The organism is Enterococcus quebecensis (assembly GCF_001730365.1).
GTDB classification, from domain to species: domain Bacteria; phylum Bacillota; class Bacilli; order Lactobacillales; family Enterococcaceae; genus Enterococcus_L; species Enterococcus_L quebecensis.
Map to the genome: position 1 here is coordinate 59,160 of NZ_MIKB01000014.1, position 14,900 is coordinate 74,059.

A 14,900-nucleotide genomic window follows, 5' to 3' on the forward strand; every position below is an offset into this window, starting at 1 on the left:
GTTAGCCTTATCGGCAATAACGAAGAAAAATTCGCAGAGAAGGGCATTCTGCTATAATTTTTATTCTTATATTGCTCAAAGGCTAGGCAAACGTGTTTCGCTTTTCTAGTTAAAATACATACAGAATCGTTTGCCTTCAATCTCACAGATTCGGATATTCATATCATAGAGTTTATTCAATACTTCTGACTGGATGATTTCATCGGTGCTACCATGTGTAAATAAGCGTCCGTCTTTCATTGCAACGATTTCATCTGCGTAACTCGCTGCAAAATTGATGTCGTGTAACACGATGACCACTGTTTTTCCAAATTCATCCACTAATCGTCGTAATGTTTGCATCATTTGAACTGCAAAGTTCATATCTAAATTATTCAACGGTTCATCTAGCAAAATATAATCGGTATCTTGAGCCAAAACCATAGCAATATAAACACGTTGAAGTTGTCCGCCCGATAATGTATCAATCAGTTCATCAGCTAAATCCAACAACCCTAAATTTTCCATGGCTTCTTCAACTTTTTCGTGATCTTCTTTTTTCAGACGACCTTTGCTATAAGGAAAACGGCCAAAATTCACTAATTCTCTAACCGTGATTTTCAAATTAATGCCATTTGCTTGTTTTAAAATCGATAATTTTTTAGACAGTTCACTTTGCTTCCACGTTTTCACTTCGTTATGATCTAAATAAATCTCACCAGTATCTTTAGGAATCAAACGGCTCATCATCGAAAGCAACGTACTTTTCCCTGCTCCATTTGGACCAATAAAGGCAGTTAATTTTTGCTCTGTAATTGGTAATTGAACTTCTGAAACAACTATCTTTTCACCGTATCTTTTCGATACATTTTTGATTTCTATCATCGTTGCTGCTTCCTTTCACTAATGATTTTCCCAACAAAATATAAGCCCCCGCCAAATTCAATTACAATACTCAACGTCGTGTTCAACTGGAAGACTTGCTCTACAAGGAATTGACCGAAGACCAACAGTAAAATCGATAATAAACTTCCGCCTAGGAATAATTCACGATGCCTATACGTCCCCATCAACTGATAGCTCATATTAGCTACAATGAATCCAAGAAATGTTACAGGTCCAACTAATGCAGTGGATAACCCAATCAAGGCGCTGACCACAGTTAACAATACAAATTGAAATATTGGAACATTAATTCCTAAACTCGTTGCTTGATCATTTCCCAAATGCAACACATCTAATGCATGACTTTTCACCCATAAGAAACCTGCTAATAAGGTAATCAAAACGCCTGCAACTAGTAAGTGCTGACTATTTACATTACCGAAACTTGCAAATAGTTTTCCTTGCAGCAAATCATACTCATTTGGATCCATCACTACTTGTAAAAAAGTACTGATACTATTAAAAAACGTACCTAAAATAATACCAACCATTAATAATAAAAACAGATCATTACTGCCTTTTTTTAACAAGAAACGAGACAAAACAATACTAGCTGCAACCATTAATAATACATTGAAAAGAAAAGTTGCTATGGTTTCTTTCCCTAAAAGCTGCTGTCCGCCTAAAAAGAAAAATAACAAGGTCTGAATAAAGACATATAAAGAATCCAACCCTAAAATATTGGGTGTCAAAAAATGATTTTGTGTCATCGTCTGAAAACTGATTGTTGAAAATGTTGCAGCGACTCCCACCAAAACAAAAGCTAATAGTTTTTTTCCTCTAAGTTCTAAAGCAAATTCCCAATTTCCATAGGTTTTATACGATAGGTACAAGGCGCAAACCGCAATTACTGCAATCAACAATAAACTGATTTTTACTGCTGATGACTGGAAGAATTTTTTCATGCTGTTTTCCTCCTCATCAGTAGTGCGATAAAAATAAAGCTGCCTAGTACTCCTACAACCACGCTCACCGGTACTTCATAAGGCGCAATCACGACTCTGGCTAATACATCGCATGCCAGTAAAAAGATACTTCCACCCACAGCTGTGATCGCCAAGGTATTTTTCATATGATCTCCATATCGCATTGAGACAAGGTTGGGTACAATCACACCCAAAAAGGGAATATTTCCCACCATGATCAAGACCACCGCACTAGATAAAGCCACAATGCCCAAACCAAATAGCTGAATACGTTGATAATTCAATCCCAGATTCGTCGCCATATCTTCTCCCATACCGACTACTGTAAAACGATAGGCAAACAAATAGGTAACGATCAATAAAGGAATCGTCAGATAAAGTAGTTCATAATTGCCTTTCATGACTGTCGAAAAATTCCCTTGCAACCAAGAAGACATATTTTGAACTAGCTGAAATTGGTACGCAAAAAATGTCGCTACCGATCCGATGATATTTCCAAACATTACGCCAATCAACGGAATCATGACTTGATTTTTCGCAGGTAAAAAACGTGTTAAATAAATAAAAACTAACGTGCCGCCAAACGCAAATAAGAACGCGACAAATGAACGAAACAATAATGGTGCGCTAGGAAAAAGAACCATCACGACCAAAATCCCTAAGCGTGCACTGTCCATTGTACCTGCCGTACTTGGCGAAACAAATTTATTTTGTGTTAGATGCTGCATGATCAATCCAGAAATACTAATCGTACTTCCAGCAATCACCAAACTAATCGTCCGAGGTATCCTCGTTGTTAACAATACTAATTGTTGCTGTGAATCCCATTGAAATAATTGTGCCAGAGAAATATCTTTCACTCCGACAAAAATAGAGGCTACAATCAAAAGGAGTAAGAGAACAAATAGGCCTATTTTTTTCATATACTCGCTCCGTCTTTCTAATTGAGAATGATTTTCATTCTTATTTCCTAGTCTATGCGAAAATCACAATAAAAGCAACACTTTTCTGTCTTTTTCCATTCTCATTTAGCGAAGATTTTCAGTTCTTCCAGGTCCTTCTTACTCGTTCTATGCTATAATCTGAATCAAGACTATTAAATGGAAGCAGGTTAGATAATAAATGGCACAAGATGACTTACAGAAACATTTAGATAATGCGATGTATGGCACCCCATTGCTTAAACCAGAAGAACAGCGAAAATACATGGGTACTTTTCGTGAACGCTGTTACCTGACTATGACGATTACACAGATGAAAAATACTGATGATAAAGTAAACTTCATACAAGAACTAACTTTACATCCAGATGCAACGATCCTATTAAATGGTGCAATGGATATTACACTACAATCCAACTACATTAAGTTAATCAATGACAAACAAATGAAGTTCACTGTCGTTAATGATTCTGTAAGCAATACACCAGATGCTATAGGTTTGGTTTTAACAGCTAAAGAAGCAGTAAACGAAGAAGTTATTGATATTGAAGAAAAATACCCTAAACAAATTCCAGATACTGAAGCTGAAACACCTAAAAAAAGTTTCTGGCACAAATTATTCCGCTAAAAATAAAAATACCTGTCAAAACCAACTATCGGTTTTGACAGGTATTTTCTTTATTTGTTCTCTTCTTTCTCAAACAACTCCGGATATAACATCTTCAATACATCCATCGTTAAATGGCGACCTTGACCTGCATGAGGATAAGCATGCATATGCATCGCTGGATTGAAGTTTGCTTCTATAATTCCATATGTTTGGCTGTCCTTGCTTCCTTTAATTGATTTATCTGGCACGATCAAATCAATTCCGCATATTTTCGCTCCTAAAGCCTGCACAGCTTCAACTGCGATTTGTTTATAACTCTCATCAAAATCGTCTGTCACATCAATGGAATCCCCACCTGTGCTGACATTTGAATTTTCTCTCAGATAAACGATTTGATCTTTTTCAGGAACAGAGGTTGTCAATAAATTTTGCTCTTTTAACATCAATCGTTCTACATCACCTAACTGGATCACTTCCAATGGCGATCGATGATTAGTTCCTCGTAATGGATCAAGATTTTTTTCTGCAACCAAAGCTTCAACAGAACGAACGCCATCGCCTATCACATTTGCTGGTACACGCAGCATAATTGCCCGCACTTGGTCATCTAAAACAAAGAAACGATATTCCGTTCCCGGCAGAAACTCTTCGATCAAAACAGCTGAATCTTCTTTGAAGGCTAAATTCAATGCTTCCGTATAATCCGCTAGTGAAGCTCCTTCTTTAAAAATCGTGATGCCTAGCCCATAATTCGTTGTTTTAGGTTTGATTACAAAGGCTTTTTCTGAATACTTCACGTAAGCCTGTTCTGCACCCTCTATTGTATGAAACTCATCTCCAGCTGGCACATTAAATCCAGCTTCTGCCAAGACTTTTTTAGTGACTGTCTTATTCTCCATAATCAACGGAACGATGTAACTGTCCTTACTAGTCATATTGGCATTTTTAACATATTCAATATGGTCATTGTGTTGAAGTTTTAAAAACTGCTCTTGTTCATCCAGTATTTCTATTTCCGCACCTTTTTGAATAGTATCAAATAAAAACAGCTGTGTGGATAATTCCATATTTCTAAAGCCAGCTAATTGATACGGACGTTCAAAAGCCATTGACTGGTACTCTTTCCCAAAAACAATCCCTAAATCTTGGTTAGAATTACTTTCAATGATTGTCCACATTTTCCCCGCAACGGTTAAATCTGGTGTCCTAAGCTGCGTGCGATGAACATCCACTGATTTTTTAGCTCTAAATAAACCTAATGCTTCAATCATTTCATCCATTTCAGCAAAAATCCGGTCACCTTCAGCTAGAAGTTTTACCTGAGCAAACGGATGGCCTAAAGCTACTTGCTCATTTAAAAAGTCCCCAGTAGCTACCCAATCATTTGGTGCTTCTTTTTCATCTGTCCACAATAAATACAACATGAACAAATGAATAAATTCAAGCGTTTCTTCATCTACACCTAAAGGAGTAAACGGATTTAAGTCTAAATTTCTTAATTCAATATAGCGAACGCCGGTTTTAGGCAAATCAGCCATTCGTTTACCACCACGTAGTCTGACAGCTGAATAGAATTCTTTTTCTTCCGATAATATGCCGTTTTCAACCATTCGATGAATATCTTTGATGTAATGTTGTAAGGACTCGTAAGATACTTTGACATTTTCTCGGTTTTTATAACCAAATGAGCTGTTGCGAATACTTCTTACTGGCTCTTTAGGACGATCTTCTTGATCAGCAAAGTAGCCTGTTTCACTCACTGGAGAAGCGCCAAATAAATAAGTAATCAACCAACGATAACGTAAATAATTACGTGAAACTTTCATGTATAAAATATTTTTGAACTCTTCGATTGTTTCATATTCTGTTTGTTCTGAGAACAGTCGTTGAGTCAATTCAATGGCATACTCAAAATTAAAGTGAATACCGCTGACCATTTGCTTGCGCTTACCATATTCTCGTGCCAAATAGCGGCGATACAAAATCCCTTCAAATTGGTCAAGCTTGGCTATCTTGATATCTTCATCTTTTAGTGGTAGTTTTGGCGGCATACTTAACGGCCAAAGCATTTCATGTTTATTCATTGAACGTAAAGCTACATCATGAATCGCTGCAAGATAACGCAGCATTTCGTTGATGGAATTAGCCACTGGTGTAATCAATTCCATTTGTGTTTCGCTAAAATCTGTTTGGACATACGGATGGTAAGAGCGATTCCCCAAAACCTCTGGATGATCGGTTACCGCTAATTGCCCATCAAACGTCGTACGCTGACTTTCCTTTTCTAATCCAAAACGTGCTGCCATCACATATGGGCGCACACTCTTTTGTTGTAACAACTCTTTAAATTTCATACTGTCGCCTTTCTTCCCCGTTATTATTCCATTACCAACCATTATATAGAAAAAAAGAGGTAAAAAGAATATTTTAGCTTAAATTTTGTTAAATTCAAACAAACTTTTTAATCCTTATGAAAATTGATCACTTTTTCATATGAATCGTTAGTCTTTTTTATACACATCTTTTACTGTATACTAGAAAAAATAATTGTACACAAGGAGCCTAACAATGAAAAACAAAGCCTTGATCGTAATTGATTTGCAAAATGGTTTAAATGGCCTATTTCAGTTAAATGAAGTACTCGCTAGTGTCAACCAACGTATCACTGATTATCGAAAAAATCACTTGCCAATTATTTTTATTCAACATGAAGATGAAGAATTGGTTCCAAACAGCCCTGCATGGCAATTGTTTGATGAACTGGATGCCAGAGAGGAAGATTTCTATATTGGTAAAACCCATGCTAATTCTTTTTTCAAAACAACGTTAAGAAAACTATTGGATGAACACAACATCACTGAACTAGAATTTTGTGGCGCTCAAACAGAATACTGTGTGGACACAACCATCCGGATGGCTCACGGCTTAGGCTACCGTAATTTTATGAAAAAAGGATTAAGCACAACCTTTAATAATGATTTATTAGACGCTAAAACAATTATCCAACACCATGAAAATCTTTGGAATGGGCGTTTTTTAACCTTTATTTGATTCAATTTCTGCTTTATATAAGCTTACCACAATCATCACATAAAAAATTAAAATTATCTCATGTATCTCCTAGTCATTCATGATAGTATAACTAGGGGTTATTTGTTGAACTATTTTCTATTGCTCTTATTTCCCGTTCAACATTGAAACACCATTATTCTTTGAAAATGGAGGAATGTAAGAAATGAAATTTACCAAAAGACAAATCCAAGACACCTTATACGTGACGATTGGATCTTTTATTTTAGCGGTATCAATCAATTCGATTTTACTGCCAAACAAAATTGTTGCCGGCGGTGCCAACGGAATTAGTGTGGTAATCAACTACCTTTTCGGCATCAATCCAGCCTTGGTTTTATATGCGATTAATTTACCTTTATTGGGTCTCTGCTTTTTACTTTTGGGAAAAGAAGTTGGGATCAAAACAATTTATGGTAGCTTGATCTATCCATTCTTCGTGGGTATTACTACTCATCTACCTGTACTTACCCATAATATTTTTCTAGCAACAATATTTGGTGGGATCTTAACAGGTATTGGTTTAGGTCTGGAATTTAGAGGAAATGCTTCAACAGGTGGAACAGCTATTATTTCACAAATCGTCAATAAATATTTTAAAATTTCACTTGGTGTATCGATTTTATTTGTAGATGGATTAGTAATTTTATCAGCTTTATTCGTTTTCAATACTGATACCGTCCTATTCTCATTGATCTGTTTATACCTTATTGGACGCGTAGTAGATATGGTTCAAGTCGGTTTCGTCCGCTCGAAAAATGTGATGATTATCTCACCAAAATATGCTGAAATCAAAGAGAAAATCTTGGTGGATATGGATAAAGGATTAACACTGGTTCCAATTGAAGGTGGCTATCAAAACAATCCAAGCATGCTAATGATGACCGTCATTAGCGAAAAAGATTTTGCCCGCATCAAAGAAAATGTGTTAGCAATTGATGAAGAAGCCTTTATTGTTTCAATGAATGCCAGCGAGGTTTTCGGTAAAGGATTTAGTTTGAAAAAAATTGCCGAAGACTATGGAATCGAAACGAATAACTTGTAAACTAAAAGCGAAACAAAGCGCTTAGCTCTCATGAAAATTAGGAAATCTATGTAAAGATGCTCTTTATCTTTACATAGATTTGTCTATTTTCCTTGAGAGTTGCTTTGTGCAGCTGGATCAAGAAAAGCGGAATGAACCGTTTAGACCTCGAACAAATTAGGAAACTGTGGAGAAGATGCTCTTTATCTTCCCCACAGTTTGTCTATTTGTTGAGAGGTCTGGTTCATGCAGTTGGATCAAGAGAAAAGCGGAATGAACCCGTTTAGCTCTGACAGAAAAATAGGGAATCCTATTCGTGGCGCTTTTTGTCACTAATAGGATTCATCTTTTTTCCGAAGAGCTGGTTCATGCAGCTGGACCAGAGAAAAGCGGAACAAACCATTTAGACCTCGAATAATCAATTTCCTCTGTACATCATGTATCCTTAATGATACAATTAACATGCAGAAAAAAAGCATAAGATACACTAAACCCCTAGAGAGTCGGATCTCTAGGGGTTTTTCGTGGGCTAATGTCGCCGTCATTTGTTTTACTTATTCTTTTTGGTATTTAGCCAATATTCAAACAAAGAGACCAATATCCCTACAAGAAGAGGGCAGAGAAATGCTAAAAGCATAAGATACACCTCCTTCCAGTCGCAAGACTGTTAGATAGGCGACAATATAAAATACGCTACTTTGCATTCATTACATTATTCCTCTTGTTTCCTGAGAGTCTGGTAAGGATTGTATTGACCATCAAATCTGTTTAATCATCGAAATTGCACACCAATTTCCTTCATAAAATTTTTTGTTATTTTTACGAAAGAAGAAGACTTTTAAATATATGCTGCTCTATCTTTCTCTTTCAACCAATTTCCACCGTTTTATAGCTACCTCGTCTCCAATACTTTTGACTTAAAAAAATAACCCTTTGAATGATTGTCTGTTTAAAGACAAACTCATTCAAAGAGTTATAATATACATCATCTAGCAGTTAACTTTCTTATTCTTCTTTCAACAATCCTTTAAACAAGCCAATCGCAAAATCATTTGCATCGAATGGCTCTAAATCGTCAATACCTTCGCCAAGTCCGACTAATTTCACCGGTAAATGCAGCTCATTACGAATCGCTAAAACGATTCCGCCTTTTGCTGTACCATCTAGTTTCGTTAAAACTAATCCAGTAACATCTGTCGTTTCTTTAAATTGTTTAGCTTGTGACATCGCATTTTGCCCTGTGGTTGCATCTACCACAAGTAACACTTCATGGGGTGCATCCGGCAATTCACGTTGAATCACGCGTTTGATTTTATCTAATTCATTCATCAAATTAACTTTATTTTGCAAGCGTCCTGCTGTATCTACTAGTAAAATATCAGCATTCTCAGCTTTGGCACGATCAACTGCGTCAAAGACAACAGCGGCTGGATCGCCACCAGCATTACCACGGACAACTTCTACACCTGCACGTTCGCCCCAAACGACTAATTGATCAATGGCTCCTGCTCTAAAAGTATCGGCCGCGGCCATTAAGACTTTCTTGCCGTCTTGTTTGAATTCATGGGCAAGCTTTCCAATACTGGTTGTTTTCCCAACACCGTTGACTCCCACAAATAACATCACAGTCAGTCCGTTTTCCTGAATATTCAAAGCATTATTTTCTTCAATACCTTCTGCTTCGTATAAATCAACCATTTTTTCAATGATCGTATTTTGAATAGCGGCTGGTTTTTTCACGTTGCGTAGCTTTACTTCTTGACGTAAAGATTCTGTGATTTTTATAGCTGTATCAAAGCCAACATCTGCGCCAATCAATGTTTCTTCTAGTTCTTCAAAGAAGTCTTCATCAACTGAACGGAAATTAGCGAATAATTCATTCAAGCGTTCCCCAAATGTTTTACGGGTTTTTTCCAGCCCTTTTTCATACTTTTCTTGAAGGATTATTTCTTCTTCTTGTTCTTCAATAATTGCAGGGTCAACAAGTTCTTCTGCTTGTGTAACAGGATTTACAGTAATCAGTGGATCAATTTCTGGTTCTTCTACAGGTTCAAGAGAATCTGGTTGTTCTTGTTCAGTTGTTTCTTGCTCTGCTTGTGTTTTTTCTTCAGTTATTGCTTCTTCTTCGCCAACTTCTTTCAGCGTGTCATCTTTTTCGATTTCAGCTGGTTCTGTTTCTTTTTCGTTCATAAAAGCCTTTTTTATTTTATCGAAAAACCCCATTTAATTCCCTCCTCTCAATGGTTCTAGAACAAATTTTTCTACGACTTGTGCTACACCGTCATTGTCATTGGTATCTGTGATCACATCTGCTAAGTCTTTAACCTTATCTATCGCATTTTCCATTGCTACACCAAGCCCTGCATATTCGATCATCGGTAGATCATTTTCTTCATCGCCAATGGTCATAATTTCTTCTTGTTTAATCCCTAAATCTCTAGCTAACAAAGAAATACCGTATGCTTTAGTGATTCCTTTTGGCATAAATTCTAGTAGATTGGTTCTAGTTTTGATGACTTCATAGCGTGTGTAAAAGGCGCTAGGTATTTTTTTGATTTGCTCATCTAAATATGTTTCATCTACTGCAATAACTGCTTTATTGTAAATCCTATCAGCTGTTAGTTCAGCTACTTCATACGATTCGTATGTCAATAATTTATTTAGCTGGCTATACAATGATTCGTAATCTTGTGTTGTTGGTAATTGCAACACAAGCCCATCAGATAAAATGTCTAAAGGCACATTCAATGATGAAGCCAATTGAAATAAGTCATGGACATTTTCTAAAGGCATAGAAGCTTTTTCAATGATCTCACCTGTATCATTTTTCTGAACCAAACCACCATTAAAGGTGATACTGTAATCTCCATTGTCCCGCAAGTTTAAGGCATCCAAATAAATGCCGATTGCAGCTAGTGGCCGACCTGTACAAATAACAATTTTAACGCCTGCAGCTTTGGCTTGTGCTAAAGCTGCTTTATTCCTTGCAGAGATTTCTTTGTTACTATTTAATAATGTACCATCTAAATCGATAGCGACTAATTTAATCAATCTGTCTCGTCCCTCCATCATATAAAACTACGTTTCGGCAACAATCGCGCCGCCTTCTTTGACTTCTTCTAAACGAACAGAAACAATCTTCGATACACCCGATTCCTGCATCGTCACACCATACAACACATCAGCGGCTTCCATCGTTCCTTTACGGTGAGTCACCACAATAAATTGCGTATCATCTTCAAATTCACTTAAATAATGACCAAAACGAGAAACGTTGGCATCATCTAATGCTGCTTCAACTTCATCCAAGACACAGAATGGCACAGGTCTAACACGGATAATAGAGAATAATAACGCGATCGCTGTTAAAGCACGCTCACCACCAGAAAGTAAGCTTAGGTTTTGTAATTTTTTGCCAGGAGGTTGTGCTTCGATTTCTACCCCAGTATTTAATAAATCTTCTGGATTGGTTAAAATCAATTCCGCACGACCGCCACCGAACATATTTGGAAATACAACTTTAAACTGGGCACGGATCGCTTCAAAGACTTCGCTAAAGCGTGCTTTGACTTCTTCATCCATTTCCCCCATCGTTTCAAATAACTGCTCTTTGGCATCTAGTAAGTCATCACGTTGAGAGACTAAAAACTCATGGCGTTCATTGACTTGCTCGAACTGTTCAATAGCATTTAAATTGACTGGACCTAAGCGTTCGATTTCACGTTTTAGGCGTTTCACTTCAATTTTGGCTTGCTCTTTGTCGATCGTCAATTGATAATCTTCGTTCGCACGTTCAAAGGTCAAACTGTATTCTTCTTGTAGATATTGTAAGGAATTATCCAGCTTAATTTCTGAACGGTTTTTCTCAACTTCGATTTTGGTTTGTTCGGTCAATAAATGTTGTTGCTGTTTATTTTCTTCTGCTAAACCTGTATCGATTTGATCGACTTGTTCTTGCAATTGTTGGCGAGCGGCTTTCGCTTCTTGAATACTGGTTTGCAATTGCTCTTTTTTCTCCGCTAGTTGTTCTAACTGAACCCCTAAACTTTCTTCTGTTACTTGATGATCTGTTGAGTTGTCATTCAATTGTTGTAATTGTTGACGTAAGGCTGTTTCTCTAGCCAAGAATTCATCTAATTGCGTTTGTCTTTCTGCTGTTTGTTCTGTTAAATGTGCTAACTGCTCTGCCACAACGGCTTGATCTGCTTGTATTTGGTTGAAACGCTCAAACGCTTCTGCCCGTAAGGTTTCCATTTGGCTCGCTTCTTGATCCACTTGCTTCATTTCTTGATCTAAGCGATCTTTGGTTTGATTAAGCTCTTGTTGTTGTTCTGTCAGTTCTTCTTTTCTAGCTTGATATTCTGTTAAAAATTGATGCAATTCACGAGCTTCAAATTCAAACAGACGTTTTTCTTTGGTTAAACGAGTAATCGCTTCTTCTTGATTCGTCAGTTTATTTTGCAACTCTTGTTGTTTCAAACGGCTTGTTTCGCCAGTTGAACGCAATTGCTCTAATTTTTCGTTAAGTTCTTTGACTTCATCCGTCAGCTGTTGAACTTCTTTTTCGTTGACTGTTAATTGTTTTTCAAGTCGTTCCATTTGTTCAGTCAGCGTTTGAAGTTCTTGGGTTTGAGAAAACAGGCTGCCTTGATTGCCTCGTTTATTGGCACCACCCGTCATAGAACCACCCGAGTTCATTACATCTCCATCTAAAGAAACAACTCGGTATTGATAGTTCACGGCTTTTGCTAATTGATTGGCGCTTTCTAATGTTTCTGCTAACAACGTCACACCTAAAAGGTTTTGGATAACATTGCTCACATCATCAGAAAAATGGACTAACTCACTAGCAATCCCTAGAAATCCTTGGATATTTTGGACCCGATCACGAACAGCACTTGAAACATTTCTAGGTTTGATTGTTGTCAATGGTAGAAATGTTGCTCGACCACTATGCTGTTGTTTTAAGAACGTAATCCCAGCACGACCGTCTTTTTCCGTTTCTACAACCACATGTTGAGCAGCTCCGCCTAAAGCTGTTTCAATGGCTAACGTATATTCCTTAGGTACATCAATCAACTCTGCAACTGCCCCAACAACGCCAGTTAATTGGTCTTTATGTTTTAAAACCGCACGAACTCCTTGATAAAATCCAGAGTAATTCTCTTGGATTTCCTGTAAGCTTTTTTGACGTGCTTTAGCTTGTTGGACTTGGTTCATGGATTGATACATGTTTTTCTGTTTTACAGCCAATTGTCCTTGCTTTTGATCCAGCTGATTCTTGAATTGTGTATATTGTTCTCTCTGTTCTACTAATGACTGATCTGATGCAGATAACTTTTCTTCTAATTGTTCTTTTTCAACTAAGGCATCTGTCATTTGTTTCTCTAAAGCTTCGTGTTTTTGGATAGATTGTTGATTTTTAGCTGTTTCTTGTTGATACTGACGTTCTAAATATTTTAGATCGTTCGTTGTATTGGCTTGTTCTTGCATCACTTCAACATATTGGCTGCGTAACTCTTCCAATAATTCTTTTGAAGATTTGCTATACTTTTCAACTTCTATTTCTGAGGATTTAATTGCTTCAACTAGTGATTCACGTTGGGCTTTTTTCTCAGTAACTTTTGCTTGTAAGTCTTGGACTTCTTCACGATAGCGCGTGATTTTCTCCGCATTTTCTTCTAGTGATTGTTGATACTCACTAGTTGTCTGCATCGTGTGTTTTGAACGTTCAACTAAGACATCTTTTTGTCCTTCAGTTTGTTTTAACGCCTCTGTAATTTGTAGAAGCTGTTGTTGTTCTGTTTCGATTTGTTCATCTAATTTATTACGTTTGCCCCGCAGTTGGAACAACTCATCTTCTGAATGACGAATCTTTTTGCTAGCTGTCTGCAACTTTTCTTCAATCGTCGCAAGTTCAGCTGTTTTGATTTCCCAGATTTCTTTTGCCGCTTCAATTTCAGTTGCTGTCAAACTAACATCGATTTCGGTCAATGTCTCTTTTAGTTTCAAAAAAGTTTTAGCCGCTTCACTTTGTGCAGCAAGAGGCGTCAATTGATCTTCTAGCTCATAGATGATATCTTGCACACGACTTAAGTTATCTTCTGTTTCAAAGAGTTTTTGCTCGGCTTTTTTCTTACGTTGTTTGTACTTCAATACTCCAGCAGCTTCTTCAAAAATACCGCGACGATCTTCTGGCTTACTATTGAAAATCGCTTCGACTTTCCCCTGAGATATAATCGAGAAGGATTCTTTTCCTAAACCAGAATCCATAAATAAATCATGGATATCTTTCAAACGGCAGGCTTGTTTATTGATATAAAAATCACTTTCACCTGTTCTGCGGTATCGGCGTGTGACACTGATATCGGTAAAATCTAGTGGTAAAAAATGATCACTATTGTCTAATACAACCGTTACTTCGGCAATATTCAACGCTTTGCGACCTTCAGAACCAGCGAAAATAATATCCGGCATTTTGCCTCCGCGAAGACTTTTAGCCGACTGCTCGCCTAAAACCCAACGAATCGCTTCAGTGATATTACTTTTCCCGCTGCCATTAGGTCCGACAACAGCCGTAACACCATTTTCAAAATCTATAACGGTTCGATCCGCAAAGGATTTAAATCCTGCGATCTCAATTCGTTTCAAATACACGAATAAAACGGCTCCTTCCAAGCTTACTCAGGATTTTGTTTCAACGCCTTTTCAGCCGCATCCTGTTCTGCTAATTTCTTTGACTTACCTTGTCCTGTTCCGATCATTTTTTCATTGACATAAACTTCAACAAAAAATATCCGATCATGAGCAGGACCTTCTTCATTGACTAAACGATACTCAATAGTAACGTCCCCTTGACGTTGCAAGACTTCTTGTAAATGTGTTTTGTGATCCATCTCATGTGAAAAAGCACCGGCATCGATTTTAGGAAAAATGACTTCTCCAATAAATTTCTTGACTGCATCTACCTTTTGATCCAAGAATAAAGCACCCAAAAATGCTTCGAATAAATCACATAGCAATGCTGGACGTCCCCGTCCGCCAGAATTTTCTTCTCCTTTACCAAGAAGAATATATTGGTCAAAATGGCATTCTTTCGCAAATTTAGATAAACTATCTTCACGTACGATTGCTGCACGCATTTTAGTTAGTTTACCTTCTGGCATCTCTGGAAATTGTTTATACAGATATTGAGAAACCAATAATTCTAAGACGGCATCTCCTAAAAATTCCAATCGTTCATTGTCAGATAGTTTTAAATAGCGATGCTCATTCACATAGGATGAATGTGTAAAAGCCTGTTCTAATAGGTTGACATCATGGAAAACAATGCCGTAACGTTCTTTTAATTCGGTAGTTAACTGATTGTCCATTTGCTACATTCCTTTAAATTTATTTACAACCTT

12 protein-coding genes are annotated in these 14,900 nt (G+C 37.2%); 3 read left to right on the top strand and 9 right to left on the bottom strand.

Annotated features, from left to right (window positions below):
- Window positions 1-105 precede the first annotated feature (105 nt).
- The 3 genes from fitC to fitA are packed head-to-tail and all read right to left on the bottom strand — an operon-like array spanning window position 106 to window position 2,773.
- Window positions 106-864 carry an iron chelate ABC transporter ATP-binding protein FitD gene (gene fitC, locus BCR23_RS08350; RefSeq protein ID WP_069635035.1) on the bottom strand — a complete coding sequence of 253 codons (759 nt, stop codon included), beginning with the start codon at window positions 862-864 and terminating at the stop codon, window positions 106-108.
- Window positions 861-1,829 (bottom strand): iron chelate uptake ABC transporter family permease subunit FitB, encoded by a 969-nt coding sequence (gene fitB / locus BCR23_RS08355; RefSeq protein WP_069635036.1) that lies wholly within the window; start codon window positions 1,827-1,829, stop codon window positions 861-863. Before fitB ends, fitC begins: the two co-directional genes overlap by 4 nt.
- Window positions 1,826-2,773, bottom strand: coding sequence for an iron chelate ABC transporter permease FitA (gene fitA / locus BCR23_RS08360; RefSeq protein ID WP_069635037.1), 948 nt, complete (start codon window positions 2,771-2,773; stop codon window positions 1,826-1,828). Before fitA ends, fitB begins: the two co-directional genes overlap by 4 nt.
- A 199-nt stretch (window positions 2,774-2,972) precedes the next feature.
- On the opposite strand from fitA, the gene BCR23_RS08365 reads away from it, so the two are divergent.
- Entirely contained in the window at window positions 2,973-3,419 is a 447-nt protein-coding gene (locus BCR23_RS08365; RefSeq protein WP_069635038.1) for a YueI family protein, read from the top strand.
- Between the two features lie 50 nt (window positions 3,420-3,469).
- On the opposite strand, the gene gshAB is transcribed toward BCR23_RS08365, so the two are convergent.
- Entirely contained in the window at window positions 3,470-5,755 is a 2,286-nt protein-coding gene (gshAB, locus tag BCR23_RS08370) for a bifunctional glutamate--cysteine ligase/glutathione synthetase (RefSeq protein WP_069635039.1), read from the bottom strand.
- Window positions 5,756-5,969: 214 nt separating this feature from the next.
- On the opposite strand from gshAB, the gene BCR23_RS08375 reads away from it, so the two are divergent.
- Window positions 5,970-6,452 (top strand): cysteine hydrolase family protein, encoded by a 483-nt coding sequence (locus BCR23_RS08375; protein WP_069635040.1) that lies wholly within the window; start codon window positions 5,970-5,972, stop codon window positions 6,450-6,452.
- Between the two features lie 184 nt (window positions 6,453-6,636).
- Window positions 6,637-7,515, top strand: a complete 879-nt coding sequence (locus tag BCR23_RS08380) for a YitT family protein (RefSeq protein WP_069635041.1) — start codon at window positions 6,637-6,639, stop codon at window positions 7,513-7,515.
- 529 nt (window positions 7,516-8,044) lie between these two features.
- On the opposite strand, the gene BCR23_RS15005 is transcribed toward BCR23_RS08380, so the two are convergent.
- The 5 genes from BCR23_RS15005 to rnc all read right to left on the bottom strand — a co-directional run bounded on the left by BCR23_RS15005 (window position 8,045) and on the right by rnc (window position 14,867).
- The gene (locus BCR23_RS15005; protein ID WP_420809725.1) at window positions 8,045-8,131 is read right to left on the bottom strand and encodes a type I toxin-antitoxin system Fst family toxin; all 87 of its coding nucleotides are present in this window, start codon (window positions 8,129-8,131) and stop codon (window positions 8,045-8,047) included.
- 368 nt (window positions 8,132-8,499) lie between these two features.
- Complete coding sequence (gene ftsY / locus BCR23_RS08385; RefSeq protein WP_069635042.1) at window positions 8,500-9,717, bottom strand: signal recognition particle-docking protein FtsY; 1,218 nt, start codon at window positions 9,715-9,717, stop codon at window positions 8,500-8,502.
- Window positions 9,718-10,545, bottom strand: coding sequence for a Cof-type HAD-IIB family hydrolase (locus BCR23_RS08390; RefSeq protein WP_069635043.1), 828 nt, complete (start codon window positions 10,543-10,545; stop codon window positions 9,718-9,720). It lies immediately after the preceding gene.
- Window positions 10,546-10,572: 27 nt separating this feature from the next.
- Window positions 10,573-14,151 carry a chromosome segregation protein SMC gene (smc, locus tag BCR23_RS08395; protein WP_069635044.1) on the bottom strand — a complete coding sequence of 1,193 codons (3,579 nt, stop codon included), beginning with the start codon at window positions 14,149-14,151 and terminating at the stop codon, window positions 10,573-10,575.
- Between the two features lie 23 nt (window positions 14,152-14,174).
- Window positions 14,175-14,867, bottom strand: a complete 693-nt coding sequence (rnc, locus tag BCR23_RS08400; protein ID WP_069635045.1) for a ribonuclease III — start codon at window positions 14,865-14,867, stop codon at window positions 14,175-14,177.
- Between the last annotated feature and the right edge of the window lie 33 nt (window positions 14,868-14,900).

What these genes read in the sequence shown, in the direction of transcription:
- fitC (WP_069635035.1), bottom strand. Translation starts at nt 864, where the DNA reads ATGATAGAAATCAAAAATGTATCGAAAAGATACGGTGAAAAGATAGTT.
- fitB (WP_069635036.1), bottom strand. Translation starts at nt 1,829, where the DNA reads ATGAAAAAATTCTTCCAGTCATCAGCAGTAAAAATCAGTTTATTGTTG.
- fitA (WP_069635037.1), bottom strand. Translation starts at nt 2,773, where the DNA reads ATGAAAAAAATAGGCCTATTTGTTCTCTTACTCCTTTTGATTGTAGCC.
- BCR23_RS08365 (WP_069635038.1), top strand. Translation starts at nt 2,973, where the DNA reads ATGGCACAAGATGACTTACAGAAACATTTAGATAATGCGATGTATGGC.
- gshAB (WP_069635039.1), bottom strand. Translation starts at nt 5,755, where the DNA reads ATGAAATTTAAAGAGTTGTTACAACAAAAGAGTGTGCGCCCATATGTG.
- BCR23_RS08375 (WP_069635040.1), top strand. Translation starts at nt 5,970, where the DNA reads ATGAAAAACAAAGCCTTGATCGTAATTGATTTGCAAAATGGTTTAAAT.
- BCR23_RS08380 (WP_069635041.1), top strand. Translation starts at nt 6,637, where the DNA reads ATGAAATTTACCAAAAGACAAATCCAAGACACCTTATACGTGACGATT.
- BCR23_RS15005 (WP_420809725.1), bottom strand. Translation starts at nt 8,131, where the DNA reads ATGCTTTTAGCATTTCTCTGCCCTCTTCTTGTAGGGATATTGGTCTCT.
- ftsY (WP_069635042.1), bottom strand. Translation starts at nt 9,717, where the DNA reads ATGGGGTTTTTCGATAAAATAAAAAAGGCTTTTATGAACGAAAAAGAA.
- rnc (WP_069635045.1), bottom strand. Translation starts at nt 14,867, where the DNA reads ATGGACAATCAGTTAACTACCGAATTAAAAGAACGTTACGGCATTGTT.